This window comes from Micromonospora sp. NPDC048909, from assembly GCF_040649635.1.
GTDB lineage: Bacteria > Actinomycetota > Actinomycetes > Mycobacteriales > Micromonosporaceae > Micromonospora.
Genome location: NZ_JBEZFU010000015.1, coordinates 67810 through 94466, shown reverse-complemented (window position 1 = coordinate 94466; position 26657 = coordinate 67810). Strand labels below are relative to the sequence as shown.

Here is a 26657-nt window from a genome sequence, read left to right as displayed (position 1 = left end):
CGCAGCCTTCGAAGCGATCGCCGCACAGAACCTCGGCCTCGGCGATGTCACGAAACTGTGGGAGCAGTGCCCGCTGGCCGGGCCGAGCGACGACCGGTCGACGACCGCCGGTTCTCAGCCGCTCGTTACCCACGTCAGCATCGCTTGCCAATGGGCCGCAGACGGCGTGTGGGCTGCGTCCTCGCTGATGCGAACCTTGCCATTGGGCATCCGTGCGGCGATCAGCGGTGCGTCGGGAACCGCTCGGCCGGGGTCGTGTCGACCGGCCCAGATGAGGACGCGGCAGGGCACGTCGCGCAGGCCGAACCCCCACGGGCGGATGTCGGTGGCGAGCCAGTCGCCGGCCAGCCCGGCCGCGCCCTGGCGGGCACCTTCGCGGTTGGACTCCTCGTAGGGCCGCATCCAGGGGTCCTGGCCCGCGGCAAGCAGTTGCCGGTGCTGCTTGAGAGGATCCTCGGCGTACCATGCGGCGGCGCGGGTCACGTAGCGGCGCCCGAACCCCGGAATGGTCCGCAAGGCCCACGCCTGAAACCGCTGCCAGCCACGCACCGTGCGCAGTTCCCGATATGGGCCGGTGAAGCCTGCCGCGACCACCCCGGTCAGTCGATGCGGGAACCGGGCCCCACAGGCCACGGCGTACGGCGCGCCACCAGAGAACCCGATCAGGCCGAAGCGCTCGATCCGCAGAGAACTCATCAGCGTACCGACGTCGTCAGCGACGCCGAGGAGCGTTGGCTGTCGGACAGGTGTGGACCGACCGTACCCGGGCCGGTCGACGGTGATCAGGCGGACGCCCGCCAACGCCGTGTCGTCCGGGCGGCTGATCCGAGAGCCCGGCGTGCCGTGCAGGAACACCACCGGCGGCCCGGCCGGATCGCCGTACTCCGCCCAGCCCAGGACCCGGCCGTCCGGCAGCGAAAGATCCATATCGCCTCTCCGCTAGACACCCGACGCAACGTCCAGTAGAGCGTATAGGCAAGCGTCGCCCTATTTTTGCGGTGCGTCCACCTGCATCCTGCTGGCTCTATTTCGGAGAGCAGCGGCGCCCTGCGCCGTAGAGAGAAGCGCATCGCGGACAGCCAGTTGCTTCGCGAACCACCCACCCAACCTATCCGGGGTGTTGCGTGTCGGCGCTGGCTGGGACAATAAGTCACCACGAGCACGAGGCGCGGCACCCGCCGCCGTCCGGGCGCATCGGCCCTTGGAGCCCAGCGTCACCCACGTAGCCGATCCCGTGGGCATGGGTGGCCGGACATGGCTCCCCTCTGTGTCAAGACACCGCCGGGAGGAGAGTTCTATCCTGGGTCTCGGCGGGTCCGGGAAGTGACTTCTCCGAAGAGCCGGCTGGGGGTGCGAGCCGGTCACGCTGGAGCCACCGCCGGAATCGCAGGAGCGAAATCCGGCCCGCCCAGGTTTCCGGCGTCCGCCGCGTCACCGTCGCCCATCATCACTCCTTCTTGTCGTGGGCTCCGCGCGTGCCGGGCCCGGTGAAACCGCCGGCGCCAGCTCGGCTTCCGACACACAGCATATCTTGCCTTCCACTATATTAGGTGGATGAGTTCTCGGGCGATGACGGAACCAGCCTTCTTCATCCTCACTGCGCTGCTCGACGCTCCGCGCCACGGCTACGGGATCGTCGCGGAGGTGGCGGAACTGTCGCGGGGCCGCGTGCAGCTGAAGATCGGCTCCTTGTACGGGGTCTTGGACCGACTCGTCGGTGATGGCCTGGTCGAATCGGACCGCGAGGAGGCATGGCAAGGACGGTTACGCCGGTACTACCGGTTGACCGAGCGGGGCCGCCATGCCCTCGACGCCGAGGCTCAACGCCTGGCCGCCAACGCGCGCCTCGCCTCGACCCGGTTGCGCAAGCGGCGGAACCCGATCGCGGGGACGCCGTCGTGAGCCGGCTGGAGGAGCGCTACCGGTTCGTTCTGCGGCTGCTGCCCGCCGCCTACCGGCAGGAATGGGAAGACGACATGGTCGCCGCCTTCCTGGACAGCATGGACACCGGCGACTCCGAGACCACCGCGTATGTTACGGACTACGGCCGGCCGAGCCTGTCGGAGGTCACCAGCATCGTGTCTCTCGCCGTGCGGTTGCGTCTCGGCGGGGCTGACGCGCCACCCCGGTCGTACACCTGGGGGCAGGCCGTGCGACTGGCGACCCTGATGGCGATGCTGGCCCACGCCGTCATGGTCACCGCCAGTATCGCCGTCACACTGTGGCTCTACGGGAAGATCGCCTGGTTGCCGGCTCCTGCACCCGAATGGGCACTCACCCCGTCGGGGAGCATCTGGCGCACCGCGTGGGACCTGGTTGGCTACGCCTGGTTACCCGCCTACATCGCGCTTGTCCTCGGACACCGGCGCGTAGCCCAGGCAGTCGCCCTGCTCGCCGTCGTGCCCCCGGTCATCACCACCGCCGTGCAACAAGCCGGTGATGTACCGCTGTCCGTGTCGCCCTGGGCCATGCTGCTCATCGACGTCGTCTTGCTAATCGCCATGGCGGCCTTTCACCACGGCGCCCCACCGGTGCCGCGCCGCCCCTGGCTCCTCGCGCTGCCGGTCGGCATCCTCCTCGTCCCCGTGCCGCTGTTCACCATCCAGGCGACCACACCGGCGCTGAGGCTGCTGGACTGGCCGGGCCTGTCCTGCGCGGCGGTTGCTGCTGTCATGGTGATACACCTGGGCGGTCGAGTAACCAATCGTTCATCTCGCACGCTGCCATGGTCACTGGCGCTCACCCTGCTCGCCGTAGCCACGCTCGCCCTGCGAACCGCAACCCTGCTCGATTACAGCGACCAGGCACAGCACACAACCCTCGCCACGATCGCTTCCGTGCAGGCAATCGCCGTCCTGGCGGTGGGCGTACCGGTCGCCGTACTAGCCATCCGGGCGCTGCGCCGACTTCCATCGATCCCCAACGTCGGCCCAAGACCCACCACACCGACGTAGGAACTCGCCCAACCTCGGCACCACCGGCCCGAGACGCGAGCCCCATCGGCCGCGCAGACCACAACGGAACGTACTGTCATGCCGCTGACAATGCGCGCGGGCGCCGTCCGCACATTCGGGGACCTCGGGAAGAGGCTCGGTTGCTCGTGCGCTGGGGCGGCCGCGGCCGACTCGACGATCCTATTGGCGTATCCGTGGGGAGCGGGTTGAGCGCTACGGGCGCGCTTGCCCGCGGGGCCGCCTGCGTCGCAGTCGAGGGCCGGGGCCGCGTGGTGGCGAGGCCGTCCGCATGGGCGTCGGCCTGTCCGAGGGGAGACCGGTCCAGGCGACCAGTTGTCCCCGGATTCGCGGCCCGAAACGGGAAGCGGGTTGGGAGCAACCGGCTGCACTGAAGGGCGTTGAAAAGCGCTCAACGGCGGCGAACCGCACTCAACTGCACCCACCATGACCTGTGGGTTCTCGTTCCCGCAGGTCAGAGTCGGTGCAGCGTCCTGTTCGCGCGGAGTGCTCAACGACTTTGACCTGACGGCAACTGCTGTCTATCTGACCTGGTGGGCGGGTGTGAGCAGGTCAGGGCGGTAACGACCGGGGCGGCAGCTGAACCTTGCGTCGGAGCATTGACAAGCTGGGAAAAGCCTGAAAGGGTCTCGCGCACAACGAAATTCATCCGACGTATTTGGGTCTGACCATTCGGGGAGATCACGGTGATACGGAAGAAGCCTCTTGCCCTGACACTTGGCATGTCATTGCTCCTGTCCATGGGTGTAGCGGCTAACGCGTCCGCGACCAGCGTCGGCGAGGAGCGCTTCCAGCCGAGCGCCACCTACGATTTGTCGGTGACCGACGCCGAGCGCGACGCGATCCACGCAGAAGTCGAGGCGTTGGCTGGACGCGTCAACAGCGCGCGGGCGGGGGACGGCACCTACGACCCGCTCAGTCTGATCGGGGCGATGCTGGACGGGTCGAGCTACGACTCCATCTCCCGAGGCGGCACGGCCGCGACGGCGTACCCCTTCCCGGTCAGCAACACCGAAGCCAACCAGAACGAGTACGACCGCAAGGTCGCCAAGCTCGCCTGGGTGGTCAAGCTGGCCACCGACCTGGGTTTCCCGGTGGTCGTCCAACGCCAGCCCGACAAGTACGTCTACGCAGAGATCGGTGACCCGGACGCCCCGGAGATGGTCATGGCGTTGAGCCACCTGGACTCGCCGACGGCTTCCGTTTCGCCAGCCCAGCTGGCGCGCTGGCGGGACGCCGATGGCAACCTCGGCACTCCTGGTGCGTACCACTCGCCCTATGTCCAGGACGGCTGGGTCTACGGGGCGGGCCTGCAGGACGACAGCGGTCCGACGCTGGCGACGCTGCTCGCGGCCAAGGCGTTGCTCGAGGCGGGGTTGCCCCTCGACCGACGCATCCGCATCGTCATGGGAATCTACGAAGACGGCGGTCCCGGCACGCCCTCGACGACGAACACCGCCACCTTCCAGTCCATCCCGTACAACTCGAACCCGAGCTTCTACGACAACTGGGCCTACAAGAACCTCAACCGGGAGGAGATGCCGATCGCGGGTTACACCTCCGACTCGCGGTTCCCGGTCATCGTCGGCAACTCCGGGTCGGTGACCCCGTCGGTGTCGATGAGCTTGTCCGCAGACAGCACCAAGGCCTTCCGGCTGACGGATGCCACAGCCGGCGTCACCCTGCGCGAAGGCGACCCGACGCTCAAGGACATCGCCTACGGCAGCACCACGCAGATCGCCTCGCGGGCCATCTTCACCCTGGACGTGGCGGGGGCCGGCTCCGCCGAGCGCGATCGATTCGTGTCGGCGATCACCGCTGCCGCGACCACGAAGGGTTGGCTCCCGGCTGCTCCCCGCACCACGCCCAAGGTGCAGACCAGGATCACCGGCGACTCGCTCACGCTGGAGATCAACACCGATGTGGCGATGGAGATGCCGACCCCGCAGTACGGCAAGAATGCCATCGTGTGGGGAATGTTCCTCCTCTCCAAGGGACTCGGCGCATTGGGAACCACGGCCGCCGACATGCAATTGAAGAAAGCCGCCGACGGTATCGCCGACCTGTTCTTCCGCGACGGTGTCGAAGGCGAAGCCTATATCGGCAAGTACATGGGCATCCCGGCGAGCCTGTTGCGCAACCCGAGCAACGGCACGCCGAACCTGACCTTTGCCCTCATGGGCGGCATCAATTCAGAGACCCCGACGAGCTTTTACACGGACGCCTCCGGCAGCCTCAGCATGCCGATGTATGTGCGCAGCATGCACGTCACCGCGGCTGACTCCGGTCAGGCAACGGCGGCGGTCACGGCCGCCTTCCAGGCGAAGGGGTTCACCATCGGCAACCTCGGCTCGCCCGTCGGCGCCGGGTTGTACGTCACTCACGACAACCCGCTGACGGCTCTTCAGTTCGGGAGCTACCAAGCCTCGATCGACCGCAACCCGGAGGAGTTCGCGGATCCGTATTCCCTCAGGGACGTGGTCTATCCGCAGGGCACGACCGGCGGCACCCTGGCCAGCAGCTTCCGCAATAAGATGACCGCCTTCGGCGCCGTCATCCCGGGTAACGAGCGCTGGTGGCACACGGCCAACGAGCGGATGAAGGTCGACTCGGCAGTGCAGATGACCAAAATCATGGCCGATGGCATGCTGGAGATGGCCCGGTACTCCGGGCCCGCCGGTGCCAAGTTCATGTCGGCAAGCATCCCTGGGCTGAACGCCGACCGGGCGGACCTCGACCTGCTCGACGTCACGATCGGAACCTACAAGGACGCGTCGGCCGCTGTCGGCACGAGCCAGTTGGGCAACCAGGCCCTGCTCGGCGCCACCTCGTTCAACATCCCGATGTGGAACGGGCGCGGCAACTCGACCCCGACGGCTTCGGCTTTCGCACTGGGGCACGCCCCGGGAGGGGCCTACTTGCCCCTGACCGATACCGAGTACCTGAACAACACGTACGTGGCGCCGATGCGTCTGGAGTTCAAGGTGGAGCGCCCCGACCACATGTCGGACGCGGCTTGGGCGAAGTTCGTCGCCGGCGGCTACGGCGACTTCCAGTTCAACATTCTCGTCGGCGACGCGGTTGTGCCGCTGGCCGTTCCTGCGGGGCAGAGTGCGGACAAGTACTTCTCCTCGCGCATCTCGGCCAACAACCCCGACGCCATCTACCTGTCGGTCAACCTCGCGATCACCGATGCCCCGTACACCGGGGTGCAGGGCATCCTCGCGGACTCCAAGACGGACCTGTACACGGTCAATCCGACGTACTTGGCTTCAAACCCTGATCCGTTCCCCGGGCGCGGGGCCATCGAACAACGGGGCTTCTTCGTGTTCGGTGATGGGCAGAAGAACGCGGAGTTCTCTTCGCCCGACGCGGTCTACGTGACAGTTGCCAACGCGGTCATCGATGCCAAGCCGTCGGCGGTGGTGAAGAAGCTGAAGGGCAACAAGAACGAGTTGACCATCACGGTGAAGCAGACCCACGTCGACGGCAGCGAGTCTTCCGAGACGGCCACGTTCACCATCGACAACAACGCAGCTGGCACTTACACCGTCGGCGATTACAAGGTCTACGTCGAAACCAAGGGCAACACCCAAGTGCGGTCGATCTCCATCGTGTGACGGGTGTGACCCGGAAGTTCAGCGCGCGCACGAGAGGGCATGCGCGGTGGCAGGATGCCTCGACTCGGGGTCAGCGGCGCCGGGGTGCGAGGCACGGCGCGAGCACGTGCAGTGCCCACCGCGGCAGCCCGACTGACCCCCAAATGCCGAACTCCGTCGACTGACGCACCACCTCGGCCGGTAGCCGCCTACCTACCGGCCGAGGACTGGGGCGTGGTCGGTCAGGCGTGCAGGGGAGCGAGAAACGAGTGCCGCTGAATCCGGATCTGCCGCAGCACCCCGCCGACCCAGCGCGGTGAGCTGCCCGCACTGGTGTGGGCACCGGCGGCGCGGGGGTGATGCCTGATGACGGAAGCCCCGCGTGTGGGGACGACCTGGATGTGGTGGGTGGGCAGGGACAGCCGAGCGAAGGCCCCGGGCGTGAAGGCCGGCATGCCAGGCGGTCCTCGCCCAGATCGGCCGATCGGAGCCTGCGGTATGCCGACACTGGCCATCGCGTAGAAGGCGCCCCGCAGGCTCGGGCAGGTACCCTCAGTCGGTGTTTTCGCCTCAGGGTCCGTCTCTGCGTGAACTCTGCATCCAGGCGTTGTCCTCGGTCGAGCGCGGCTATGACCTGCTAGCCCCGAAGTTTGATCACACGCCCTTTCGCACGCCGGATAGCTATCTCGGCGCGACCGCCGACGCGCTGTCCAAACTCGGGCCGTTCGACCAAGGGCTGGACGTCTGCTGCGGAACCGGCGCGGGCATGGTGGTTCTCAGGTCTGTATGCCAAGGAGGCATCACGGGCGTGGACTTCAGCGCTGGCATGCTCACGCAGGCGCGCAGCGCTCACCCGGACGCCACGTGGGTTCGGGCCGATGCTCGGGCCTTGCCATTCACTGAGTACTTCAACCTCGCCGTCAGCTTCGGAGCGCTCGGGCACTTCCTGCCCACCGACCGACCGGCGCTCTTCGAGGGGGTCTACCGCGCGCTGCGGCCCGGCGGGATCTTCGCCTTGCCAATCGGTGCACCGCCGCCGCTGGCCTCGGTCTCGCACTGGGCCACGCTCGGATTCGACTTGGTCATGCGGGTACGCAATGCCATGTGGCGACCGCCGTTCGTCATGTACTACCGCACCAGCCCGCTGCCCGCAGTCCGCGACAACCTGATAGCGGCTGGCTTTACCGTGACGGCCGTCGCCTTGACCGTCCTGGGCCGGCGCCGGGACGGCAGCTCACGGTGCACGCTGATCCTCGCGCGTAAGCCGGCAGACCTCACGGATGCCCACTCGCGGACCATGTCGCCGCCTTTGGTCCGGGATGCGTCACGTCCACCTAACCGCGGCCGTCCGGATTAACAGACATCCGCCGATATCGATGACAGCGGGTGCGTGAGCGCACTTTCCAATCGGCCGATGCGGCTTCGTTAGTCTGCGCTGGTGCCAACCATGGCACTGGGCTGGCGGCTCACGATCGGTCGGCGGTCGGCGGTCGGCGGTCGGCGGTCGGCGGTCCGCGGCGTGGTGCCGGGCCGGGTCGGGGGAGCAGACTGGGAGCAGCCAGGTGCCCTGAACGGCCTTGAACTGCGTCCAACGGAATCGGACGGCACTCAACCGCAACCATCCCTGCCCGCGGCTCTAGGTTCCCGCAGGCCAGAGTCGGTGCAGCGCCCTGTTCACACCGAAGTGGTCATGGCTTTGCAGATCCCTGTCGCCCGGCTTTAGTCGCGCACGTCGAGCCGGAGCTCCGGCCGGGCGGGGGATGCCACCCTCACATATTGAGCTCGTGTCCGCCGTGCTGGCACTGCTGTCGCTCCCGGCCGCTGGGACTCAGAACCGTCAGTGACCTGAGCGCGCGTTCGGCGCCACGGATTCTTCGGCGGCCCTAACCCTGTGATGGCGTTGGATGCTCCAGCTGCGACCGGATTCGGCCGAACATTTCGAGCGGGTCGTCGCTCTTGGGGAAACCGATGAAGGTCACCATGCCAACGGTGTGACGGTCGGCCCACGCGCAGACGTTAACTCGGACGCCCTTGTCCTGACCCGTGCCGCAGCGTGTCACACCGCCGAGCGGGCCTGGCTCGATCGGTGCAATGTCGGTGATGGCGGTCAGTCCGGAGAAGGCCCCGTCCAGTGTCGCGTCTGGGTTGGATACGGTGCCGGAGGGCTGCTCCGCTCGCCGTCGGATGGCAAGCTCGTGTCTCATGATCGATGATGTCGCTAAGGACTATCTGCACGGCCGGCTCAGGTCGATACGCCAGGCGCTGATCTGGAAGCTCGGTGGGGACGCCTTGGGAAATCCGGATCTCGTGCAGGTTCGCCCGTGAGGGCGGTCATCGTCGCAGCCGCGGTCGCGTTCATCATCTCCCTGTTCGGCACGCCGGTGGCGATTCGCGTCTTCACCGCGCTCAAGGCCGGGCAGCCGATCCGATCCATCGGGCTCGCCAGCAACCAGGGCAAGAAGGGCACGCCCACGATGGGCGGCGTTGTGTTCATCGTCGCGACCGTGCTCGCGTACGTGGCCGGGCACATCGCCCTGACCACCCTGCCTGAGCGGCAGATCGCGCAGGAGGGGCCGACCATGACGGCCCTGGTGCTGCTCGGGCTGCTCGTCTTCTGCGGCGCGGTCGGCTTCTTCGACGACTTCCTCAAGGTGCGCCGGCGCAACTCCGACGGACTGTCCGCCAAAGGCAAGCTGCTCGGCCAGGCGCTCGTCGGCGGCGGGTTCGGCATCGCCGCGCTCTATGTGCCGAGCACCGACGGCCAGACCGTGGCCAGCGAGCACATCTCGCTCATCCGCGACATCAGCTGGCTGAATGTCGGCAAGGTCGGCGCGGTGATCGTGATCGTCTTCGTGATCATGGCGATGTCGAACGGCGTGAACCTCACCGACGGCCTCGACGGCCTGGCCACCGGCGCGTCGATCCTGGTGCTCGGCGCGTATGCGCTGATCGGCTTCTGGCAGTACCGGCACTGGTGCGCCGACGACGCGTATGCCCGCGTGAACGACTACTGCTACCAGGTCCGGGATCCCCTGGAGATCGCCATGATCGCGGCGGCGGCGGCCGGCGCCTGCGTGGGCTTCCTGTGGTGGAACACGTCCCCGGCGCGGATTTTCATGGGTGACGTGGGCTCGCTCGGGCTCGGCGCCCTGATCGGTGGGCTCGCGGTGGCAACCCGAACGACGCTGCTTTCGGTCATGATCGGCGGGCTCTTCGTCATCATCACGACGACCTGGGTGATCCAGATCGTCTCGTTCCGGACCACCGGTAGACGTGTCTTCCGGATGGTGCCGTTGCACCACCACTTCGAGTTGGCGGGCTGGAGCGAGGTCAATATTGTGGTCCGGTTCTGGATCGTGGCCGGTGTCTGCGTGGCGGTCGGCCTGGGCCTGTTCTACTCGGATTTTTTGGCGGTCGTTGGATAAAAGCCACGCGACCTCTTCGGCGGACCCGAAGGTGCCAGCGTTGGTGCCGGGTTGTCGAGTGGGCGACGTCCGTACATGGCTCCCCTCTGTGTCACGACACCGCAGGGAGGGAGTTCTAAGCTGGGGCTCGGCGGGTCCGGGAAGTGACTTCTCCGAAGAGCCGGCTTGGGGGTGCGAGTCGGTCACGCTGGAGCCAGTTGCCGTTCCCCGTTGTCCACTCGGGCCCGCTGCCGTGGTGGCTGTGGCGTCGATGATCATGCATCGATCGACGATGTCGGACAGGCGTCGTTTCAGCGCGTGCATCGCTTCCATCGATGTCTTTCCGGCGGCTTTCTTGCGGTCGAAGTAGGCGCGTCCTTCGGTGGGGTTGCGTAGCTGGACGGTGGCCATGATGTGCAGTACGCGGTTGATCCGCCGGTTGCCGGCGCGGGAGAGCCGGTGGCGTAGCTGTTCGCCGGAGGAGGCGTCGATGGGGGCGGTGCCGTTCCAGGACGCGAAGTGGGCCCGGTTGGGAACCGGGTGATGTGGCCGACCTCGGCCGGCTGCGCTGCTGGCTGAATTTCTCGGTGCCGGCTTAGGCATGGCTGGGCCGGATGTTGTGATTGAGGTGAAAGATGTTCTGCGGATCCCAGACGGTCTTGAGGGCGGTCAACCTGGCGAGCTTGGCGGCCGGGTATGCACGGCGTAGCCCGCGTTGCAATTCGTCGGCGGCGAGCGAGTTGACGTAGACGCCGTCGGCGTACGAGTCGAGCGCGGCTGCGGCAGTGCGAGCCGCTGCCATCCGGAGGTCGTCTTCGGATGGCTCGGTCCAGCGGGAGCCGGCGCTGTACTCGAACGTGGTGCCGCGGTGGCTGAACGCGGCGTCGGCGTCCGCGACGTCGGCGATGGCGCCGCCGTGCGCCTGCAGGCCGACGCCAGGAAGGTCAGTGCCGGCGTGCAGGTCCGACGCGCCGCGCAGCAGGAACGCCTCGATCGCGGCGGTGGGGAACTGCCGCAGGTAGTGCGCGCTGGAGTACCGGCGGTAGGCGTGGCCGCCGGTGGTGTCGTCACGTTGCTGGAGTTCGAGGTACGACTGCGTGGTGACCCGCTCGGCGACCGGGCGCCCGAGCGCGCGCATCGCCGGCAGCAACCGGCGGCCCTGTGCCGGGTCGCCGACCCAAACGAAGCCGACTGTCGCGATCGGGCCGATGGCCGTGCTGTGGACATCGGCGGTGAAGGTCGCCTGCCGCGGTGCGACGGCGTTCAGGTCCCGCCAGCCTTCGAGCACCGGCACGGCGTCCTCGGCGCGGAAGTCGAACTCGGCGACCAGGGTCTGCGTTCCGGTGTGATGCAGTTGGAAGTCGAAGGCGGTGACGATGCCGAAGTTGCCGCCCCCGCCGCGCAGGCCCCAGTAGAGGTCGGGGTTCTCGGTTCGGCTCGCGGTCACCACCTCGCCGTCGGCGGTGACCAGCGTGTAGGAAACGACGTTGTCGCAGGCCAACCCGTGTTGGCGGGCGAGCCAGCCCATGCCGCCGCCAAGGGTCAGGCCGCCGACCCCGGTGTGCGAGACGTTACCCGCGGTCGTGGCGAGGCCGTACGGCTGCGACGCCCGGTCGAGTGCGCCGAGCAGCGCGCCGCCCTGGACCCGGGCGCGCCGCCGGATCGGGTCGACCCGAACGCCGTTCAACGGGGTCAGGTCGATCATCAGACCGTCCGCGGGGACGGCGAGGCCGGCCGCGTTGTGCCCGCCGCAGCGCACCCCGATCTCCAGTTCGAGTTCGCGGGCAAGGCGCACCGCGCTCACCACGTCGGTGAGGCTCCCGGCCTGCAGGATCATCCGCGGGCGGCGGTCAATCATGGCGTTCCAGACGGTGCGGGCCGCGTCGTAACCCGGGTCGTCCGGCATGAGGAGGCGGCCGTCGAAGCGAGCGCTGGTCACTGTCGTCATACGTCTGAGCCTGACGGAAATCGGTACACCCGGTAAGGTCCGATTGTATGGGCCGAACCAGGACCAATTCCAGCACGGCAGAGGACCTGCTCATCGATGTCGACCGGTCCGCGGCCGAACCGCTGCACCGGCAGATCGCCGCCTCGATACGGAGCAGCATTCGGGCCGGCCGGTTGCGTCTCGGGACGTCCCTGCCACCCACCCGCACCATCGCAGCCGATCTGGGAGTGTCGCGCGGCGTCGTGGTCGAGGCCTACCAGCAACTCGTCGCCGAGGGCTACCTCACCAGTCGGGCTGGCGGCTACACCCAGGTTGCGGTCGAGCCGGTTCCGCCGCCAGCGGATCGCCGCGCCAGGGATCGGCCGGCGGCCCGGATCGACTTCGGGTATGGCCGCACCGACGCGTCGTCGTTCCCCCGGGCCGCCTGGCTGCGTTCGGTGCGCACGGTCCTCACCACCACGCCGAACGAGCGCTTCGCCTACCTCGACGGGCGTGGCGTGCCCGAACTGCACGCGGCCCTGACCGACTACCTCAACCGGGTCCGCGGCACGTCGGCCCGCCCGGAGAACGTCGTGATCTGCAGTGGCTACGGCCAGGGCGTCGCGCTGCTGATCCAGGTGCTCGCGGCGCGCGGCGCCCGCCGGCTGGCCGTCGAGGACCCATCCGCGGACGACGACGCCCGCCTCGTCGCGGCCGCCGCCGGCCTGGAGGTGATCGGCGTCCCGGTCGGGCCGGACGGCATTCTCGTCGAGAAGCTCGAACAGACCGACGCGGACGCCCTCGTGCTGACGCCCTCGCACCAGTGGCCCACCGGCGGGGTCCTGTCGGCCTCCGCGCGGGCCCGGGTGATCGGCTGGGCGCAGCGTCGACGCGCCGTGGTGATCGAGGACGACTACGACGCGGAGTACCGCTACGACCGCTCGCCCGTCGGCGCCATGCAGGGGCTGGCGCCCGAAACCGTCGTGTACTGCGGCACAGCGAGCAAGACCCTGGCGCCAGGGCTGCGCCTCGGATGGCTGCTGGCGCCGTCACACCTGGTCGACGAAATCGCGGCGGCCAAGGTTCTGGCCGACACCGGCTCTCCCGTCATCGACCAACTGACCTTCGCCGACTTCCTCACCCGCGGCGAGTTCGACCGGCACCTGCGGCGCATGCGCCCGGTCTACCGCCGCCGCCGCGACGCGCTCCTGGCCGCGCTGCGCACACGGCTGCCCGAACTGGAGCCGGTCGGTGTCGCGGCGGGCCAACACGTCGTAACCTGGCTCCCGCACGACCTCGACGAGGCCGCGGTCGTGGCTGCCGCCGCCCGCCACGGACTCGTCGTGCAAGGCGTCTCCCGGTACCGCCTCAGCCCCGCCCGACCCGGCGGGCTGATCTTCGGCTACGCCACCCTCACCGAACGCGCCATCACAGAAGGAGTGAAAGCCCTTGCCGACGCGGTCGCAGAGGTCCGTGCGCAAATCTGCCGCTGATGGGGGACTGTGGATCTAACGGTGTTTCCGGCCTGACCCGCCAGGCGTTGTGCCTGGTGAGGAGGGTGCCGTGCGGCAGGTCAACGTCGTCGCACAGCTCGTCCAGCTCCGCGCTCGTCAGCAGACGCAGGACCAGGGCCTGCAGGATCTCCTCGTGGGCGTACTCGTCGAACTCGTCGACGTTGTCGTTGGGCATGCTTATGCTCCTGATCTTGATGGTCCATCGTTCGGTGTCGTCTCGCTCTCGACTGGAGAGCGGTTGATCGATGGGCGTTTGCTGCGCGTCGAATCGGCTGGCGTACGGATGCGATGCGGTGATGGGGTAGCGGAGTGAAAGGCTGGAAGAGCCGCCGCGGCGGCAGGAGCCAAACCGTCCGCAAGCTGCCCACGCTGGAGCTCGACGAGGGGTTGCCGGTCATCCGGCCCGAGCGTGATGACGTCCTGGTGTCGGCGTCGATCGGGCCTGCCGGTGAGCTGGTGGCCCTGTGGGCGACAGCGGAGAACGAGGCAGCGTTGCGATCGGTCACCACAAAACCGGGCTGGGCCACGTTTCCTGACCCGACGACCGGCCGACCCGTTGCTGCCCACGTCAGCAGGCAGGCAGGGGACGCGGTCGATGTCACGCCACTCCCCGGGTTGACGCTGGCCCACCCCTCGGTCCAGCCGATGCCCGGCGGACGGGTGCTGGTGGTCGGGGCGAGGTGCCGGTGGCGGGCCGACGGTCCGGACCGCAATGCCGTGGTCTACGACAGCGAGGGACGCGTCGAGGCCCAGGCGACGCTGGGTGACGGCATCGAGCACGTCTTCACCACCACCTCCGGGGAGGTGTGGGTGGGCTACTTCGACGAGGGCGTCTACGGCAACTACGGCTGGGGCGACGTCAACGCCGCACCACCAACGGGCGCCACCGGGCTGGTGCGCTTTTCACCCCAGCTCGAGCCGGCGTGGCGCTTCCCGTCCCACGTGGACAACGACTGGGGCGCGATCAGTGACTGCTACGCCCTCAACGTCACCGACGACGCGATCTGGACCTGCTACTACACCGACTTCCCGATCGTGCGGATTCGCGACGGCGCGACCAGCGGCTGGCGCAACCAGGTCAACGGGGCGAGGGCCCTGACGGTCAGCGGCACCCGCGTCGGACTGCTCGGCGGATACGGACCAGATCATGACCGGTTCGTGGTAGGTGAGCTGGCGAGCCAGGCGATGCGCGTCGTTGGGGAGTACCGGCTCGTGCTGCCCGACGGAACCCCGCTTCCCGCTCGGGCCACGGCAGTTGGCCGCGGATCGGTTCTGCATTTGATCACCGGCGACCGCTGGTACCAGCTGTCCCTCGACGAGCTCACGCAACGGTAGGCGGAGCGAGCCCGATCAGGCAGCCGACTCCGGCCGCTCTATATCGTCTCCGCGTCCATGGCGACGTGTCCGAGGACCACCCGACGCGGTTGACCCTGGCCCGGGCAGCATCGTGTTCGGCCGGAGCGGGGTACCCCACGAGACCCTCGGCCGGTTGAAGATCAAGTTAGCTCCGGGACGGCTCCGTGGGCCGGTGCAGCGTTCGCAGGTATTCGCCAGGAGTCGTGCCGACGGCGGAGCGGAAGTCGTTGACCAGGTGCGATTGATCGGCGTAGCCGAGGCGGGCCGCGACATCGGCTGCGCAGGCTGCGCCGTTCGTCGCGAACTGCCGGGCGACCTCCTGGAGCCGTACCCACCGCCTGACCCACGCCGGACCACGACCGATCGTCTCCCGCAATGCCCGCTGCACGGTCCGCGCCGACGGGCCGGCCGGCAGCGGGTCACCTCGGACGATCGCGGCCACCACCTCGTTGGCGAGCAGTTGTCTCGGGGTCAAGGGCCGTTCGGCGGCCATCTCGCCGATGAGCGCGGTCGCTCGGGCGATCCGGGACTCGATGCCCGGCGCGTCGGCGACCGCCCGCATCAGCGCGTGCAGCCGGGCGTCCAGTTCGGGAACGACGGGAAGTGTCCGGTCGGCGATCGCCTCGGGGGTCAGGTCGCTCACGCCGGCGAGTCTGGCCGGGCGGAGCCGGATCGCGAACGCGGTACCCCACCCGGCGATCTCGCGAGTCCACGCCCGCCGGTGGACCCCGGTCACGACGAGTTCGGCAGGGACGGCCCCGGCCTCGACGGTGAGGGTCACCGCCGGGTCGGTGATGATCTGCTGCTCGATGCGCTCCCCGCAGGGAAGGTTCCACGCCACGGTCCAGAAGTGTTCGACCAGCGGGGCGACGACGGCACCGGCTTGGTGGATCGTGGCCGAGTAGCGCGCGAGGTTCTCCGGGTGCAGAACACCCGACCGGTCGGCCAGCCCGATCGGCCGCGGCGTGTTCGTCATGATGCCAGGCTGACAGCCCGTGTCGCGATTCTCCAAGACCCTCTCTGCTGCTGCGGAGAGGATGGCGTCCATGCACAGCACCAACTACGTGGACACGTTCATCCAGGTCGCGGACGACAGCACGGCGTCGAGCGCCGCCGTTCCGCCGGAGCGGACCACGCCCGGTATCGCGGGGCTCATGTTCCGGATGATCGCCGAGGCGCCATACCGCTACACCTCGGACGACGTGATCTTCACTGTCTGGGCCGACCGGCGGGGGATACCGGAGGCCGAGCGTCCGGCCGCGCGGGACGAGTTCTTCGCCAAGGGTCAGCCGTGCCTGCGTGCGAGCGACCTCGGCAAGCGGTACGGCTGGGGCATCCACGCCGACTCCGCCGGCCGGGTTGCGCTGGTGCCCCTGGGCTCGACCGAGTACGCGCAGTTGGCCGGTGGTCGTGCCCCGGACGGACGGACCGTCACCGTGACCCGTGCCATGCGCCGCAGCCGGTAGGCCGCTGGTGTCAACGGCGGTCGACCGGGCCTGCAGCCATGATCAACCAGGGTCGATTTGAACCCCTCTCACGGTTAACGATCGAGTTCGCGGTGGTTGGGGGATCGACGCCGCCCCGGCTCAGCGCCCAGAGGGCTGTTTCATGCAACACCGTCGCGAGTACCACCGAACTGGGGGCGACGAACAGGGTCGTGGTGTCGATCCGTGAGCCGCGGGTGGTGGACAGAACCAGTACGCCGATCAACGCGGCGGCTATGGCGGCCCGAACCAGCACGCCCGCTCTCGGACGTCGACTCCAATCATGCTTCCACAGACACTTGCGCGCCCCGGGCGACAGCCCTGCCAGGTCAGACAGCAGCGGCAGGGACTTCTCATCGTTCCGGTGACGACTACGACGCGTCCGGCGAGGAATGGCTGTCGGTCTCCCCCAACTGCGTCGTCGCGTTCAGCGCCGGCGTCACCGACCACCAAGACCATCCTGAAATCCGCTGTCCAGCCAACCCGCTGTGTTTGTTACCCGTTCAGGCCGGCGTAAGCGCGTAGCGCCTCGTGAGTCGTCGGCAGGCCGTGTTGGCGGAGCGGGCCTTGAGGCCCCGAAGAGCCGAACACATGCGGGTTATCGAGAAGCCAGGCGACCACCGCCCGCTGCGCCGCCGTCAGCCCCTCGAAGCCGCGGCCGTGATCCGATTCCATCTGTGGAAACGCGCACCCCAGCACCACATTGAAATGGTTGTGCCAGTTCGACGTGGGTTGCTCGGCGAGCACCGCCGCAACGAGGTCCGACCGCACCTCCTCGGCCACCGCCGCGGCGAAGGCGTCGAGCACTTCGAGTGCCACGTAGCTGGGGCTCGCAAACCAGATTGTCTGCCCGGATTTCTGTTGGCGAATGGCCGCCCATCCGCGTAGCTCGGCTATTGCCGAGTCCGGCACCTCTTCACCGGCCAGCTGCGCCCACGCCACAGCAGCCGCCCACCTCAAGTCGGGATCTGTGCCTGCAAGCTTCCTGTCGAGCAGGTCCGCTAGAGGCTGCGTCAACGCACCACCGACCAGTCCTAACGCGATCAACGCCGCTCCCACTATCTGCGCGGGGCGCTGGTCGTCGGAGGCGATTTCGAGCAGGCGGGGGCGGATCGACGTCATCTCCTCCGAAAACCAGGCCAAGGCGTGGATCGCCTCGCCGACCACCTCGGCGTCTGAGTCAGCCAGGCATGTCAACAGCAGCGGGACGCCGGCCCGGACGGCATCGTACGCGGCGAGCGCGTGCCGGGTCTCGAACAAGCGCCGCTCGGGCTTGGTGAGCGGAAGCGGCTGCCTCTGCCCGGTACTAACGACCTCATACCAATCCTTCATCGCTTGCGACCAGCGGCGCCAGGTCTCCTCGGGGACGTGGGCCACGTCGTTGCGGATTTCGGCGATGGGGAAGCCGCCGGCGGGTATGTCGTGAGGCGTGTAACCGACCGCGAGGCAGGAGAGCAGCTGAATGACCTCGTGCCGGGCGGGTGTGGCGGGGTCGGCCAGCAACTCCAGCAGGAACGGGACCGCGTATGCGCTGGCCTCGTACCGGGTCCCCTGGTGGTAAATGTTGCCGTAAAGCTCGTACATCGCCGCGCTACGGACCTCGGCATCGGATGACCGCAGATCACGAATGAGGCCAGGCACGTCCTCGGCACTTCCGTACGCGTGCGTCAACGACGCCCAGTCGATGCTGTCCAGATCAAGTCGCACCCGCCGCATTCTCCACGAGGTGAGCCCATGATGGGGTACCCCTCGATGTTCGCTGCAGCCATCAGCCCCCGGATCGAGCAGACCACCGGCTGGTCAATACCCCGGTTCGTGCGCACCCCGCGCTAACGGGGTGTGGCGGTCCGGGCGGTCGAGCAGCACGGGCAGGTCATCGACGTGCTGGTCTCGGCCCGCCGGGATGCCGGTGCAGCCCGGCGTACGCATCCGCCGAATCCCGCGGCGAGCCGCTCGCTGAGGACGCTGCCCTGGCCCCACTCGGCTACACCCAGGCCGGCTTTCTGGTGCTCGGCGTGCCGGCGGCCGCGTCCGAGTACCGGGAGGGTGGCCAGATCCACACCACGCTGCTCGCGATGCCCCAGCGCCTGCCACTGCAGGCGTCAAAAGCCCTCGCGCTGACCGTGGGGACGCTCCCGCTGGTCGCCGCACCGGCGGCCAGCAGCACCCTGCCGACCGGTGCGGCCACGTGGACGCCGGCCGCGACCGCGTACCTGACGCTCACCACGTTGCTGGGGGCGGCAGTCACCGGCGTCGTCCGCCGCGCGCTGCCCGCCGTGGTGCTGCTGCTCGGTCTCTACTTCGTCGCGGGCCCCCTGTTGCGCGCTCGGTTCGCCACCAGCGCCGCCTACCTCCCGGGCACCGCGGCCCTCGACTCGCCCCGCGGCGCCGCCGCCACGATCATCTGGACACTTTCCGCCCTGACCCTCGCCGCTCTCCTTCTCCATCGCCGCGATGCTTGACTCCAGTCGGGTCAGCGAATGCACATTGTCCCGGCCGGTTCCATATGTCAGCGGCCGGCTGCGGCTCGTGCCTGGGACGCCGTCGCCGACGAGATCATCGAGCAGTTCCGGGCCCGTTGGGGCGGTCGTGGAGGCCCGGAGCGGGCGCAGCCGGCTCACGCTCTCGGCGGGACGAATCAGTCGTACTTTGGGACGATCTGAAGTCGCACCGCCGTTCGTACGATGGTCCTATGCACCCTCGCCTGCGCGCCGTGTTGGCCGAGCCGCGCGCCCCACACGCCCCGGCCCGCGTGTGGCGCGACTGGGCGTTGATCGCCGTCTTCGCGCCGGCGATCGTGCTGGAGGGGATCGCCCGGCCCGGCCTGCCGTGGCGGGTGGGCTGCCTCGTCATCGCGCTCACGCTGCTGCCCACGCTGCTGTGGCGGCGCACAGAGCCACTCGCGATGGTGGCGATCGCGTTCGGCTTCACGGCGGTCGCCCCGTTCGTGCTGCCCGGCGATGCCTGCCAGATGTACACGGCGAGCTTCCTGGTCCTGCTGACTTACGCGCTGTTCCGGTGGGGCTCCGGCCTGGATGCCGTGATCGGTTCGGCCTTCGTGACGGCCAAGGTGGCCGCCGCCGGCCTGGCCGGCTCGATCAGCGGCGGCGAGTTGGTCGCCGGTTTCGCGGTAATGTTCGCCGCGGCCACGCTGGGCGCCGCGGTCCGTTTCCGCGCAGCCGCCCGGCTGCGCGAGCTCGATCGGATCAAGCTACTGGAGCGCGAGCGGCTCGCCCGTGACCTGCACGACACCGTGGCCCACCACGTGTCGGCGATGGCGATTCGCGCCCAGGCCGGCATCGCCGCCTCAGCCAGCCAGCCGGGCGCCGCCGTCGAGGCGCTCCGCGTGATCGAGGCCGAGGCGTCCCGTGCGCTCGCCGAGATGCGCGCGATGGTCCGCGTCCTGCGCCGTGACCAGCCCGCCGACCTGGCGCCCAGTCCGCGGGTCGCCGACATCGAGCGGCTCGCCGGCCGCTGCCGCGCCGGGCCGGCCGTCGACGTGGAGATCCGCGGCGACCTCGACGACCTGCCACCCACGGTCGGCTCCGCGCTCTATCGCCTGGCCCAGGAATCGGTCACCAACGCCCGCCGCCACGCCCGCCACGCCACCCGCATCGAGGTCAGCGTCGCGGCCGACGACACCTCCGTGCGCCTGCGGGTCAGCGACGACGGCGAGGCAAGCCCCGCTCGCCCGGCTGGCTCGCCCGGGTTCGGCCTGATGGGCATGATGGAGCGCGCCGACCTGCTCGGCGGCACCTGCGAGGCCGGCCCCAATGCCGACCATGGGTGGACCGTGACGGCCGTGCTCCCGCGCTCGGGGGTTGGCGCGTGACGGTGCGCGTGCTCGTCGCGGACGATCAGGCGATCGTCCGCACCGGACTCACCATAATCTTGAACGCGCAGCCCGGCATCGAGGTCGTCGGCGAGGCCGGCGACGGCCGCCGGGCGGTCGAGCTCGCCCGGCGGCTCCGCCCCGACGTGTGCCTCTTCGACATTCGCATGCCCGGCATGGACGGCATAGAGGCCACTCGGCTGCTCGCCGGGCCGTCGGTCGCGGAGCCGCTCGCGGTGGTCGTCATCACGACCTTCGATCTCGACGACTACGTCTATGCGGCACTGCGTGCGGGTGCCCGCGGCTTCCTGCTCAAGGAGGCCGGGCCCGACCTGCTCGCCCAGGCCGTACACGCGGCCGCCAACGGGGACGCGCTGATCGCGCCGAGCGTCACCACGCGGCTGCTGAAGGCGTTCGCCGACGCGGGTCCCGTCGCGCCGCTGAAGCAGCCGATCGAGGCACTCACCGGCCGGGAGGAGCAGGTACTGGTCGCGGTCGCGCGGGGACGCACGAACCAGGAGATCGCCGGCGAGCTCTACATCACGCTGAGCACCGTCAAGTCGCACATCACCAGCCTGATGACCAAGCTCGGCGTGCGTAACCGGGTCGAGATCGCGATGTGGGCGTACGAGACCAACCGCACGCGGGCACGCGGCTGAATTCGTCCACACCCACGGCCGCATCCTGCTGCCCGTCCGGCCTCGTCGCCTTGTCGTGGTCGGCTGCCCCGCGTACGCGGGGCAGCGCACCGACCCGACCGACCGCGCGAGGCGCAACTACATCAGGGCACGCCACCGGCGACGGCGAGCTCGCCTGCACGCTCATGACGGAGCCGTTCGGGCAGGAAATGGCCACCGCCACTCGGTCAGCACCTGCCCGGCGGGGATCGCCGGGATGCTCGCCGGCCTCTCAGACGAGCAGCGGACCGGGTCGGCGACGCGAGCCTGGAAGCGAGCGACGCCGTGCTCGACGCCGGTGCCACCCGCTCGGCATCACCGTCTCGCCCGTCGCCAGGGTCGGCGACGAGTGGACGGCGACGGCGCCCGCTGAAAGTACGACGACGGCGTACGACCATGGGCCAGCCCGATCGCGGCCCATGTGTCGATGAGCCGGGGCGGGTACGGCGGCCACCATCGATGGCATGACGATGCGCGAGTGGCGGCTGCCGGCCGCATTGATCCTGCTGGGCCTGATACCGATGATCGCCGGTGCGGCACGGCTGACCGAACTGGGCGCCGGACCGGAGGTCACCACAGCGAACGCCCGCTTCGTCGCCGAGCCCCTGCCGGTGGTCCTGCACATCGTCGGCGCGGTGGTCTACACGATCCTCGGCGCCTTCCAGTTCGTACCCAGCCTGCGCCGCCGCCGCTGGCACCGCCTCGCCGGCCGGGTGCTCGTCCCCTGTGGACTGACGGTCGCCGTCTCCGGCTTGTGGATGACGTTCGCGTACGACCTGCCGGCCCACGACAACGACGTGCTCGCCGGCATGCGGCTCGTCTTCGGCTCGGCCATGGCCGCCCTGATCCTGCTCGGCCTCGCCGCCGCGCTACGCCGCGACTTCACCCGGCACCGGGCGTGGATGGTGCGCGGCTACGCGATCGGCCTCGGCGCCGGCACGCAGGCGTTCACGCACGCGCCGTACCTCGTGGCGACAGGCGAACAGCCCGACGGGAACATTCGGGCAGGGCTGGTGCTCGCCGGTTGGCTGATCAACCTTGCCGTGGCCGAGTGGCATCTGCGCCGCCCAGCCCGCACAGCGCGTTTTCGACCGGTTCGTCGGCCGCGTGCTGCTGCCGGATGACGCCCTTCGGCGCGTTGCCGAGCACACCGCTCGCCGACAGGGCCATGGTGCGCCGGCCGCCGGTGGTGCCGTGAGCCGGCGCTGCCGGGCCCGGCCGGCGACCGCATCCGGCAGGACACCACGGTGCCGGACGGCGTCCGGGCGCAGGACGTGATCTTCTGCCATTCAGCGATCCGACCGCCGGCCGGCCCGCCCGGCCGGTTTGGCTGGCGGGGATATCCCCACCAGCCGCCGCGTCGGGCGCCAAGGCGCGGAAGAGCCGATTGCCCGCGCTGACGCCCCAGCTGCCCCTCCAGCACCAGCGGCACCACCCCGCAGCCGCCGTTGCGCGAGACTGGCACCCCTGACCAGGGGTATCCTGCGGACATGGCCAACAGCCCCGAGACCGGCGCCCGCAGCGAGGAGATCCTCGCCGCCGCCGGCATCGTCGTCACGGCGGAGGGCAAGGCCCGCGCTCGGCGGAAGCTCGACGACGCCGAGCGCCGCTGGACCCCGGAGCTGGACGCCGAGCTGCGCGCCCAGATCGGCCTGCCCGCCCGCGCCGCGTGAACGATTGCCCTATCCGGGTCATCCTCGACGCCTCCGCGATCCTCGCCTTCACCCGCAAGTCGATTGACGTCGGCGAGGTGATCGCCGAGGTCGCCGACGAGGACTGCCACTTCGGGCTACCCGTGCTGTGCCTCGCCGAGTCCTCCCGCGCCGTCGCCGACCGTGACCGCCTCGACCTGCTCGTCAACCACCCGGCCGCCGCAGTGCTCACCATCGACCCGGTCAGCTGGCAGGCCCTCGCGGTCGTATACGACACCGTCGGTCGACTCGACGCGGCCAGCGCGCTACTCGCCGCCGTCGACAACGGGTGCAACGTGCTCACCGGGCAGCCCGGGTTGTACGGCGGCCTCGCCGGCGGCGGGCCCATCATCCCGTTCTGACCTGCCCTGCCGTTGCCGCGGCTACGAACCGCCCCGACACGCTTCCTCACGGTAACTGGCGGCCCGCCCCGCTGGCGCCCGACCGTCCCGCGGGCCGGGTCACGCTCTCACTGATAGCGCCTGCCGGGCCTTGTCGCCTTGCCCGGCTTGGTGATCACGTTGTTCCTGCCGCGGCGGGTCACCATGATCTGCCGCGCCTTCTTCTTCAACCCTGTCAGGATTTTGCCCTTCATCGCGGGCTCCCTTCTCGCGCACGTCGGACCACCCGTGGCGATGCTCGCGTACCCGACGGTTCAGCCGTCATTCCCGCCTGAACCGACCTCTGCGTGGCATAGCCACAGCGAAGTCCCGGCACCTCGAGGTGCCGGGGCTTCGCTGTGCCCACTGTCAGAGCGCGATGATCACCGCGCTGGGGAACAGGAACGCGATGTGCCAGCACCGGCGTGGCGTCGAGGATGTGTCAACGCCGGCTCAACCTTGACCCCTCTGTTCCGCCCGGAACCACGTGGTCAGTTTTCAGGCGGAGCCGACAGTCGCGATGGACCGACGCCTGCGTGCCGCCCTGCGCGCCCTCCCGGCGCCGTGGTGAGCGAGCCGGTCGCGTTGATCTGCCTCGGCTGCGCGGCGATCGGCAGACCTGTCGGGCCTACTCACTCGTGCGGCGGTAACCGGATCCCCCGTTTCGAGTTGGGCTGGTATTGCGACTGCCCCGAGGCGGAGTGCCGCCGGCGGCAGGCCGGTTCCTGGCAGGGCCTCCCACCGTTGCGGCGAGGGGAAATCTTCGGTGAAGCGCATGAAGTGCGGACGTTGGCGGCTGATCATGCTGGCGGTCGCCGCGCTCACCGTTCAACCGGCGCCGAACGGGATGTCGGGCGAGCCGTGCGACATGCCGGGGCGGACGATGGTCGACGACAGCGGGCGACACCTGACGTGCACGACCACGCTGGCCGACGGACAGCCCCGCTGGCGGACCGGCCAGCCGGACCTACCGACGCGGTGACCTGCGGGCTGTCCTGACCCGGAGCCGACGAACGCCCCCACGTGGCGGGGGCGCTCGTGTCGTCATCGCCGTCGAAGGGCCCGGTCCGTAGGATGGTGCACGTGCCATTACTGCCGCAGGCGGATCGGCTGCTGCTCGCCGAGCTGTCCGGCGTCGCCGCCCGCTACTGCATCGGACATGAGCGTGGCGCGCCCCGCGACGAAGCGATCGCCGCCGTGCACGCCGTCACCCGCGACCCCAAGCTGCTCGGCATCCAGGCCGGCGCCGCGCTGGCCGATCCGCAGGGCATCAGCGGGCCGATCGTCGAGCTGCTGCGCGCGGCCGGCGCCGACATGGACGTCGCCGAGCAGCACGCCGCGGAGGTCCGGGCACGGTGGGGGATCTAGGCACCACGACCAGGGGTAGGGCCCACGGAAACGCAGACCGCGACGGGCGACGTGTACGGGGTCTCCGGCGAGCTGGAGATGCAGAACGGGTACGGCGCGATGATCAGTGGCACGTACCAGTGCTGGTTGCAGCGCACCGGCGACGGATGGGTGACCACGTCCGCGGTTCACGCCCCAGTAGCCGGCTCGCCAGGCGAGGCAGAGTCGGCTGCGGGCTGTGCTGGTTGCTTCGGTGCGGGCCGCTCTGGAACACCGGATGCGGGAAGGCGAGTGGCAATCCTCTGCTGCTGCACCGCAATGAGCCCTTTTCATCGTGATCAAGGGCAGCTGAGCAGGTGCGCGGCGGCGTGACGCTCGGCGCCCGCTGGCGCAGGTTGCCCACGCACCAGCAGGCGCTGGTGGCCCTGGCCCACCTGCGCAACGGTGACACCCTCACCCGCCTCGCCGCCGGTTTCGGCGTGTGGGTGACGACGGTGTGGCGGTACCTGCGGGAAGCCGTCGCCTGCTCGCCGCCCACGCCGCGGACCTCGCCGAAGCGATGCGCCGGGCCGCCCGGCTGGCGTATGCGATCCTCGACGACCGTGATCCCGATCGACAGGGTCGCCGACCAGCGGCCCTACTACTCCGGCAAGCAGACGCGCCACGGCGTGAACGTGCAGGTCCTGGCCGACCCCGCCGGCCGGATAACGGCGGGATAAAGGATTCCTAAGCTTTTCCCAAGGTCGGCCCCGCACCGTTCTCTTCGTGAGAACGATCGGGGTGAGGACATTGGGGAACAGTCGCATGGGCGGGGCGCGGGTGCGCGGGGCCTGGTCTGTGCCGGGCCTGCTCCTCGCGGCCATGATCATAGTCGCGTTCCTGGCTGTCGACGTGGTCAGACCGGCCCCGGCCGTCGCTCACAGCGAGCTGAAGTCCTCCAACCCGGCGGCAGGCTCGGTGAACGGCGCGGCGCCCGCCTCCGTGTCGCTGGTCTTCGGTGGCAGCATCCTGTCAGCGTCGCTGACCGTCACCGACGGGTGCGGTCGTGCCGTGCCGGCTCAGGTGACCGTCCGGGACCGCGACGTGCGCGCCACGCTTCCGACCGGCGGACCGCCACCGGCCAGTGGTGCGTGGTCCGTCCGGTGGCGGGCGCTGAGCGAGGACGGGCACCCCATCTCCGGAGAGGTGCCCTTCACCGTGGCCGGTAAGACCGACTGCGTCGCGTCCGCCTCGCCGTCCGCCAGCGCCTCCGCCGCGCCCGACAACAGCCCGAACTTCACCGCCACGGCGGCAACCGAGGGCACCGATATCCAGGACACGGCTGTGGCGGTCTCGTCGGAGAGCGGGACCTTTCCGATCAACATCCTTCTAGCACTGGCCATCGCGCTGCTCGGAGCCGGCGCGGCGGTGCTCGCCCGTCGCCGCAGCGCGCCCGTACAGACCAGGGACAAACGATGACCGGCCCGCCGCCCGTCGATCTGGCGCTGCGGACGGTCACCCTCGGGTCCGCGCTGCTCCTGGTTGGCGCGCTCCCAGTGGCGATGCTGTTCCTGCGGTCGCTGGGCGCCGCTCAGCGAGAGGTTCCGCGGGCCGTCACGCGCTTCCGCCAAGTTCTGCGGTGCGCCGCCGTCGCCGTCGGGGCGTCCGCACTGCTCACCTTCTGGCGGTTCGCCGACCAGCTTCAGGCCGCCTCCGCCAAAAACGACACCGGCGACGCCGTGCTGCAGGCCCTGTCGAGCCAGGTCGGCAGCTGGACGGCCATCCGCGTACCGGTGGCCGTGGTGCTCTGGTTCGTGGTCGCCACCGCCCTCGCCGCGCCCGCGCCGGCCGGCTGGCTCGGCTGGGCGGCGCCGGCCGTCGTGCTGGCTGCCAGCCTGCCGATGACCAGCCACGCCGGTGTCACCAACGCCCTCGGAATCCTTGTCGACCTGCTGCACCTGGCGTCCGGCGGGGTCTGGGTTGCCGGCGTGCTGGCCCTTGCCGTAGTGGTCCCCATCGCACTGCGCGCTGGAACGGCAGACCGGCGCCGGCAGGTACTGCTGTCGTGCGCAGCCCGCTTCTCCCGGCTCGCCGTGCTGGCCGTCGCGGTCGCCGTCGTCACCGGATTTGCGCAGCCCTTCCTGGCCGACGTCGACCTCCGGTCGCTGTCCGGCACGACCTGGGGCGCTGCCGCAACGATGAAGCTTCTGCTCGTCGTGGCCATCGTCGTGGCCGGTGGGGTCAACCACCGGGTGCTGATCGGCCGACTGAAGCGGGCCAGATCCCGGGTCCGCGTCGACGACAGTGCAGCTGCGCTACTCGGCGTGGTCTCCCTCGAAGTCGTCCTTGGCGTCGCGACGGTTGTCGCCGCGGCGCTGCTCGTGTCGACGCCGCCGCCGTAGAACCTCGCCAAGCCCGCAACCGTCCACGTCGCAACCCTGAATGCGTGGGGAGAAGAACCAATGAAGACCATGGTCCATTCGCATCGGCCGTCG

General features: G+C 69.4%; 26 protein-coding genes and 3 pseudogenes. 21 read left to right on the top strand and 8 right to left on the bottom strand.

Translation table 11 applies throughout. The annotated features are described in order from the left end of the window. Positions 1–114: 114 nt before the first annotated feature. Positions 115–927, bottom strand: a complete 813-nt coding sequence (locus tag AB0C04_RS29195; RefSeq protein ID WP_357060764.1) for an alpha/beta hydrolase — start codon at positions 925–927, stop codon at positions 115–117. Positions 928–1554: 627 nt separating this feature from the next. Here AB0C04_RS29195 and AB0C04_RS29190 point away from each other — a divergent pair. From AB0C04_RS29190 to AB0C04_RS29175, 4 genes are all read left to right on the top strand, one after another. Beyond that, positions 1555–1902: a PadR family transcriptional regulator gene (locus AB0C04_RS29190; protein WP_357060761.1), complete on the top strand. Its 348-nt coding sequence runs from the start codon at positions 1555–1557 to the stop codon at positions 1900–1902. Continuing rightward, on the top strand, positions 1899–2954 hold the full coding sequence (locus AB0C04_RS29185) for a hypothetical protein (RefSeq protein WP_357060757.1): 1056 nt from the start codon (positions 1899–1901) through the stop codon (positions 2952–2954). Before AB0C04_RS29190 ends, AB0C04_RS29185 begins: the two co-directional genes overlap by 4 nt. Before the next feature lie 704 nt (positions 2955–3658). Continuing rightward, positions 3659–6592, top strand: coding sequence for a M20/M25/M40 family metallo-hydrolase (locus AB0C04_RS29180; protein WP_357060754.1), 2934 nt, complete (start codon positions 3659–3661; stop codon positions 6590–6592). 538 nt (positions 6593–7130) lie between these two features. Continuing rightward, complete coding sequence (locus AB0C04_RS29175) at positions 7131–7928, top strand: methyltransferase domain-containing protein (protein WP_357060752.1); 798 nt, start codon at positions 7131–7133, stop codon at positions 7926–7928. Positions 7929–8454: 526 nt separating this feature from the next. Here AB0C04_RS29175 and AB0C04_RS29170 read toward each other — a convergent pair. Then, on the bottom strand, positions 8455–8775 hold the full coding sequence (locus tag AB0C04_RS29170; protein ID WP_357060750.1) for a hypothetical protein: 321 nt from the start codon (positions 8773–8775) through the stop codon (positions 8455–8457). Here AB0C04_RS29170 and AB0C04_RS29165 point away from each other — a divergent pair. Continuing rightward, on the top strand, positions 8774–8896 hold the full coding sequence (locus AB0C04_RS29165; protein ID WP_357060748.1) for a hypothetical protein: 123 nt from the start codon (positions 8774–8776) through the stop codon (positions 8894–8896). The genes AB0C04_RS29170 and AB0C04_RS29165 overlap by 2 nt on opposite strands. Beyond that, positions 8893–9996 carry a phospho-N-acetylmuramoyl-pentapeptide-transferase gene (gene mraY, locus AB0C04_RS29160; RefSeq protein WP_357060746.1) on the top strand — a complete coding sequence of 368 codons (1104 nt, stop codon included), beginning with the start codon at positions 8893–8895 and terminating at the stop codon, positions 9994–9996. Before AB0C04_RS29165 ends, mraY begins: the two co-directional genes overlap by 4 nt. 405 nt (positions 9997–10401) lie before the next feature. Here the strand turns inward: mraY and AB0C04_RS29155 are convergent. Continuing rightward, positions 10402–10578: pseudogene (locus AB0C04_RS29155) on the bottom strand (transposase); the annotation flags it as partial. Beyond that, the gene (locus tag AB0C04_RS29150; protein WP_357060743.1) at positions 10571–11923 is read right to left on the bottom strand and encodes an FAD-binding oxidoreductase; all 1353 of its coding nucleotides are present in this window, start codon (positions 11921–11923) and stop codon (positions 10571–10573) included. The gene AB0C04_RS29150 and the pseudogene AB0C04_RS29155, both read right to left, overlap by 8 nt. Before the next feature lie 47 nt (positions 11924–11970). Between AB0C04_RS29150 and AB0C04_RS29145 the strand changes: the two genes are divergently transcribed. The 3 genes from AB0C04_RS29145 (at position 11971) to AB0C04_RS29135 (ending at position 14751) form a co-directional block, all read left to right on the top strand. Then, positions 11971–13395, top strand: coding sequence for a PLP-dependent aminotransferase family protein (locus AB0C04_RS29145; protein ID WP_357060740.1), 1425 nt, complete (start codon positions 11971–11973; stop codon positions 13393–13395). A gap of 70 nt (positions 13396–13465) precedes the next feature. Beyond that, entirely contained in the window at positions 13466–13729 is a 264-nt protein-coding gene (locus AB0C04_RS29140; protein WP_357060737.1) for a hypothetical protein, read from the top strand. Then, positions 13726–14751 (top strand): hypothetical protein, encoded by a 1026-nt coding sequence (locus AB0C04_RS29135; protein WP_357060734.1) that lies wholly within the window; start codon positions 13726–13728, stop codon positions 14749–14751. The genes AB0C04_RS29140 and AB0C04_RS29135 overlap by 4 nt, the downstream gene beginning before the upstream one ends. 166 nt (positions 14752–14917) lie before the next feature. On the opposite strand, the gene AB0C04_RS29130 is transcribed toward AB0C04_RS29135, so the two are convergent. Beyond that, positions 14918–15748, bottom strand: coding sequence for a helix-turn-helix domain-containing protein (locus AB0C04_RS29130; RefSeq protein WP_357060731.1), 831 nt, complete (start codon positions 15746–15748; stop codon positions 14918–14920). A 70-nt stretch (positions 15749–15818) separates the two neighbouring features. Here AB0C04_RS29130 and AB0C04_RS29125 point away from each other — a divergent pair, with 70 nt between their 5' ends. After that, on the top strand, positions 15819–16238 hold the full coding sequence (locus AB0C04_RS29125; protein WP_357060728.1) for a DUF6157 family protein: 420 nt from the start codon (positions 15819–15821) through the stop codon (positions 16236–16238). A 10-nt stretch (positions 16239–16248) separates the two neighbouring features. Here the strand turns inward: AB0C04_RS29125 and AB0C04_RS29120 are convergent, their stop codons facing one another. Together AB0C04_RS29120 and AB0C04_RS29115 are read right to left on the bottom strand one after the other, a co-directional pair. Then, positions 16249–16512: a hypothetical protein gene (locus AB0C04_RS29120; RefSeq protein WP_357060725.1), complete on the bottom strand. Its 264-nt coding sequence runs from the start codon at positions 16510–16512 to the stop codon at positions 16249–16251. A 239-nt stretch (positions 16513–16751) separates the two neighbouring features. After that, positions 16752–17963, bottom strand: a complete 1212-nt coding sequence (locus tag AB0C04_RS29115; RefSeq protein WP_357060722.1) for a hypothetical protein — start codon at positions 17961–17963, stop codon at positions 16752–16754. A 308-nt stretch (positions 17964–18271) separates the two neighbouring features. Here AB0C04_RS29115 and AB0C04_RS29110 point away from each other — a divergent pair, with 308 nt between their 5' ends. The 6 genes from AB0C04_RS29110 to AB0C04_RS29085 all read left to right on the top strand — a co-directional run bounded on the left by AB0C04_RS29110 (position 18272) and on the right by AB0C04_RS29085 (position 22818). Continuing rightward, a complete protein-coding gene (locus AB0C04_RS29110) occupies positions 18272–18718 on the top strand; it encodes a hypothetical protein (RefSeq protein WP_357060720.1) in 447 nt (148 codons plus the stop codon). Positions 18719–18948: 230 nt separating this feature from the next. Further along, complete coding sequence (locus AB0C04_RS29105) at positions 18949–20088, top strand: sensor histidine kinase (RefSeq protein WP_357060718.1); 1140 nt, start codon at positions 18949–18951, stop codon at positions 20086–20088. Next, complete coding sequence (locus AB0C04_RS29100; protein ID WP_357060715.1) at positions 20085–20747, top strand: response regulator transcription factor; 663 nt, start codon at positions 20085–20087, stop codon at positions 20745–20747. The genes AB0C04_RS29105 and AB0C04_RS29100 overlap by 4 nt, the downstream gene beginning before the upstream one ends. A gap of 482 nt (positions 20748–21229) precedes the next feature. Then, complete coding sequence (locus tag AB0C04_RS29095) at positions 21230–21889, top strand: DUF2306 domain-containing protein (RefSeq protein WP_357060712.1); 660 nt, start codon at positions 21230–21232, stop codon at positions 21887–21889. 366 nt (positions 21890–22255) lie between these two features. Further along, positions 22256–22438 (top strand): hypothetical protein, encoded by a 183-nt coding sequence (locus tag AB0C04_RS29090; RefSeq protein WP_357060709.1) that lies wholly within the window; start codon positions 22256–22258, stop codon positions 22436–22438. Next, positions 22435–22818: a hypothetical protein gene (locus AB0C04_RS29085; RefSeq protein ID WP_357060706.1), complete on the top strand. Its 384-nt coding sequence runs from the start codon at positions 22435–22437 to the stop codon at positions 22816–22818. Before AB0C04_RS29090 ends, AB0C04_RS29085 begins: the two co-directional genes overlap by 4 nt. A gap of 107 nt (positions 22819–22925) precedes the next feature. Here AB0C04_RS29085 and AB0C04_RS29080 read toward each other — a convergent pair whose 3' ends face one another. Then, the gene (locus AB0C04_RS29080) at positions 22926–23051 is read right to left on the bottom strand and encodes a hypothetical protein (protein ID WP_350876935.1); all 126 of its coding nucleotides are present in this window, start codon (positions 23049–23051) and stop codon (positions 22926–22928) included. Positions 23052–23611: 560 nt separating this feature from the next. Between AB0C04_RS29080 and AB0C04_RS29075 the strand changes: the two genes are divergently transcribed. From AB0C04_RS29075 to AB0C04_RS29055, 5 genes and pseudogenes are all read left to right on the top strand, one after another. Next, a complete protein-coding gene (locus AB0C04_RS29075) occupies positions 23612–23818 on the top strand; it encodes a hypothetical protein (protein WP_357060702.1) in 207 nt (68 codons plus the stop codon). Positions 23819–23910: 92 nt separating this feature from the next. Then, positions 23911–24192: pseudogene (locus AB0C04_RS29070) on the top strand (hypothetical protein); the annotation flags it as partial. 347 nt (positions 24193–24539) lie between these two features. Next, positions 24540–24890 (top strand): annotated as a pseudogene (locus AB0C04_RS29065) (transposase family protein); the annotation flags it as partial. A 154-nt stretch (positions 24891–25044) separates the two neighbouring features. Continuing rightward, positions 25045–25641, top strand: coding sequence for a copper resistance CopC family protein (locus tag AB0C04_RS29060; protein ID WP_357060700.1), 597 nt, complete (start codon positions 25045–25047; stop codon positions 25639–25641). Beyond that, complete coding sequence (locus AB0C04_RS29055; protein ID WP_357060697.1) at positions 25638–26564, top strand: CopD family protein; 927 nt, start codon at positions 25638–25640, stop codon at positions 26562–26564. The genes AB0C04_RS29060 and AB0C04_RS29055 overlap by 4 nt, the downstream gene beginning before the upstream one ends. Positions 26565–26657: the final 93 nt, after the last annotated feature.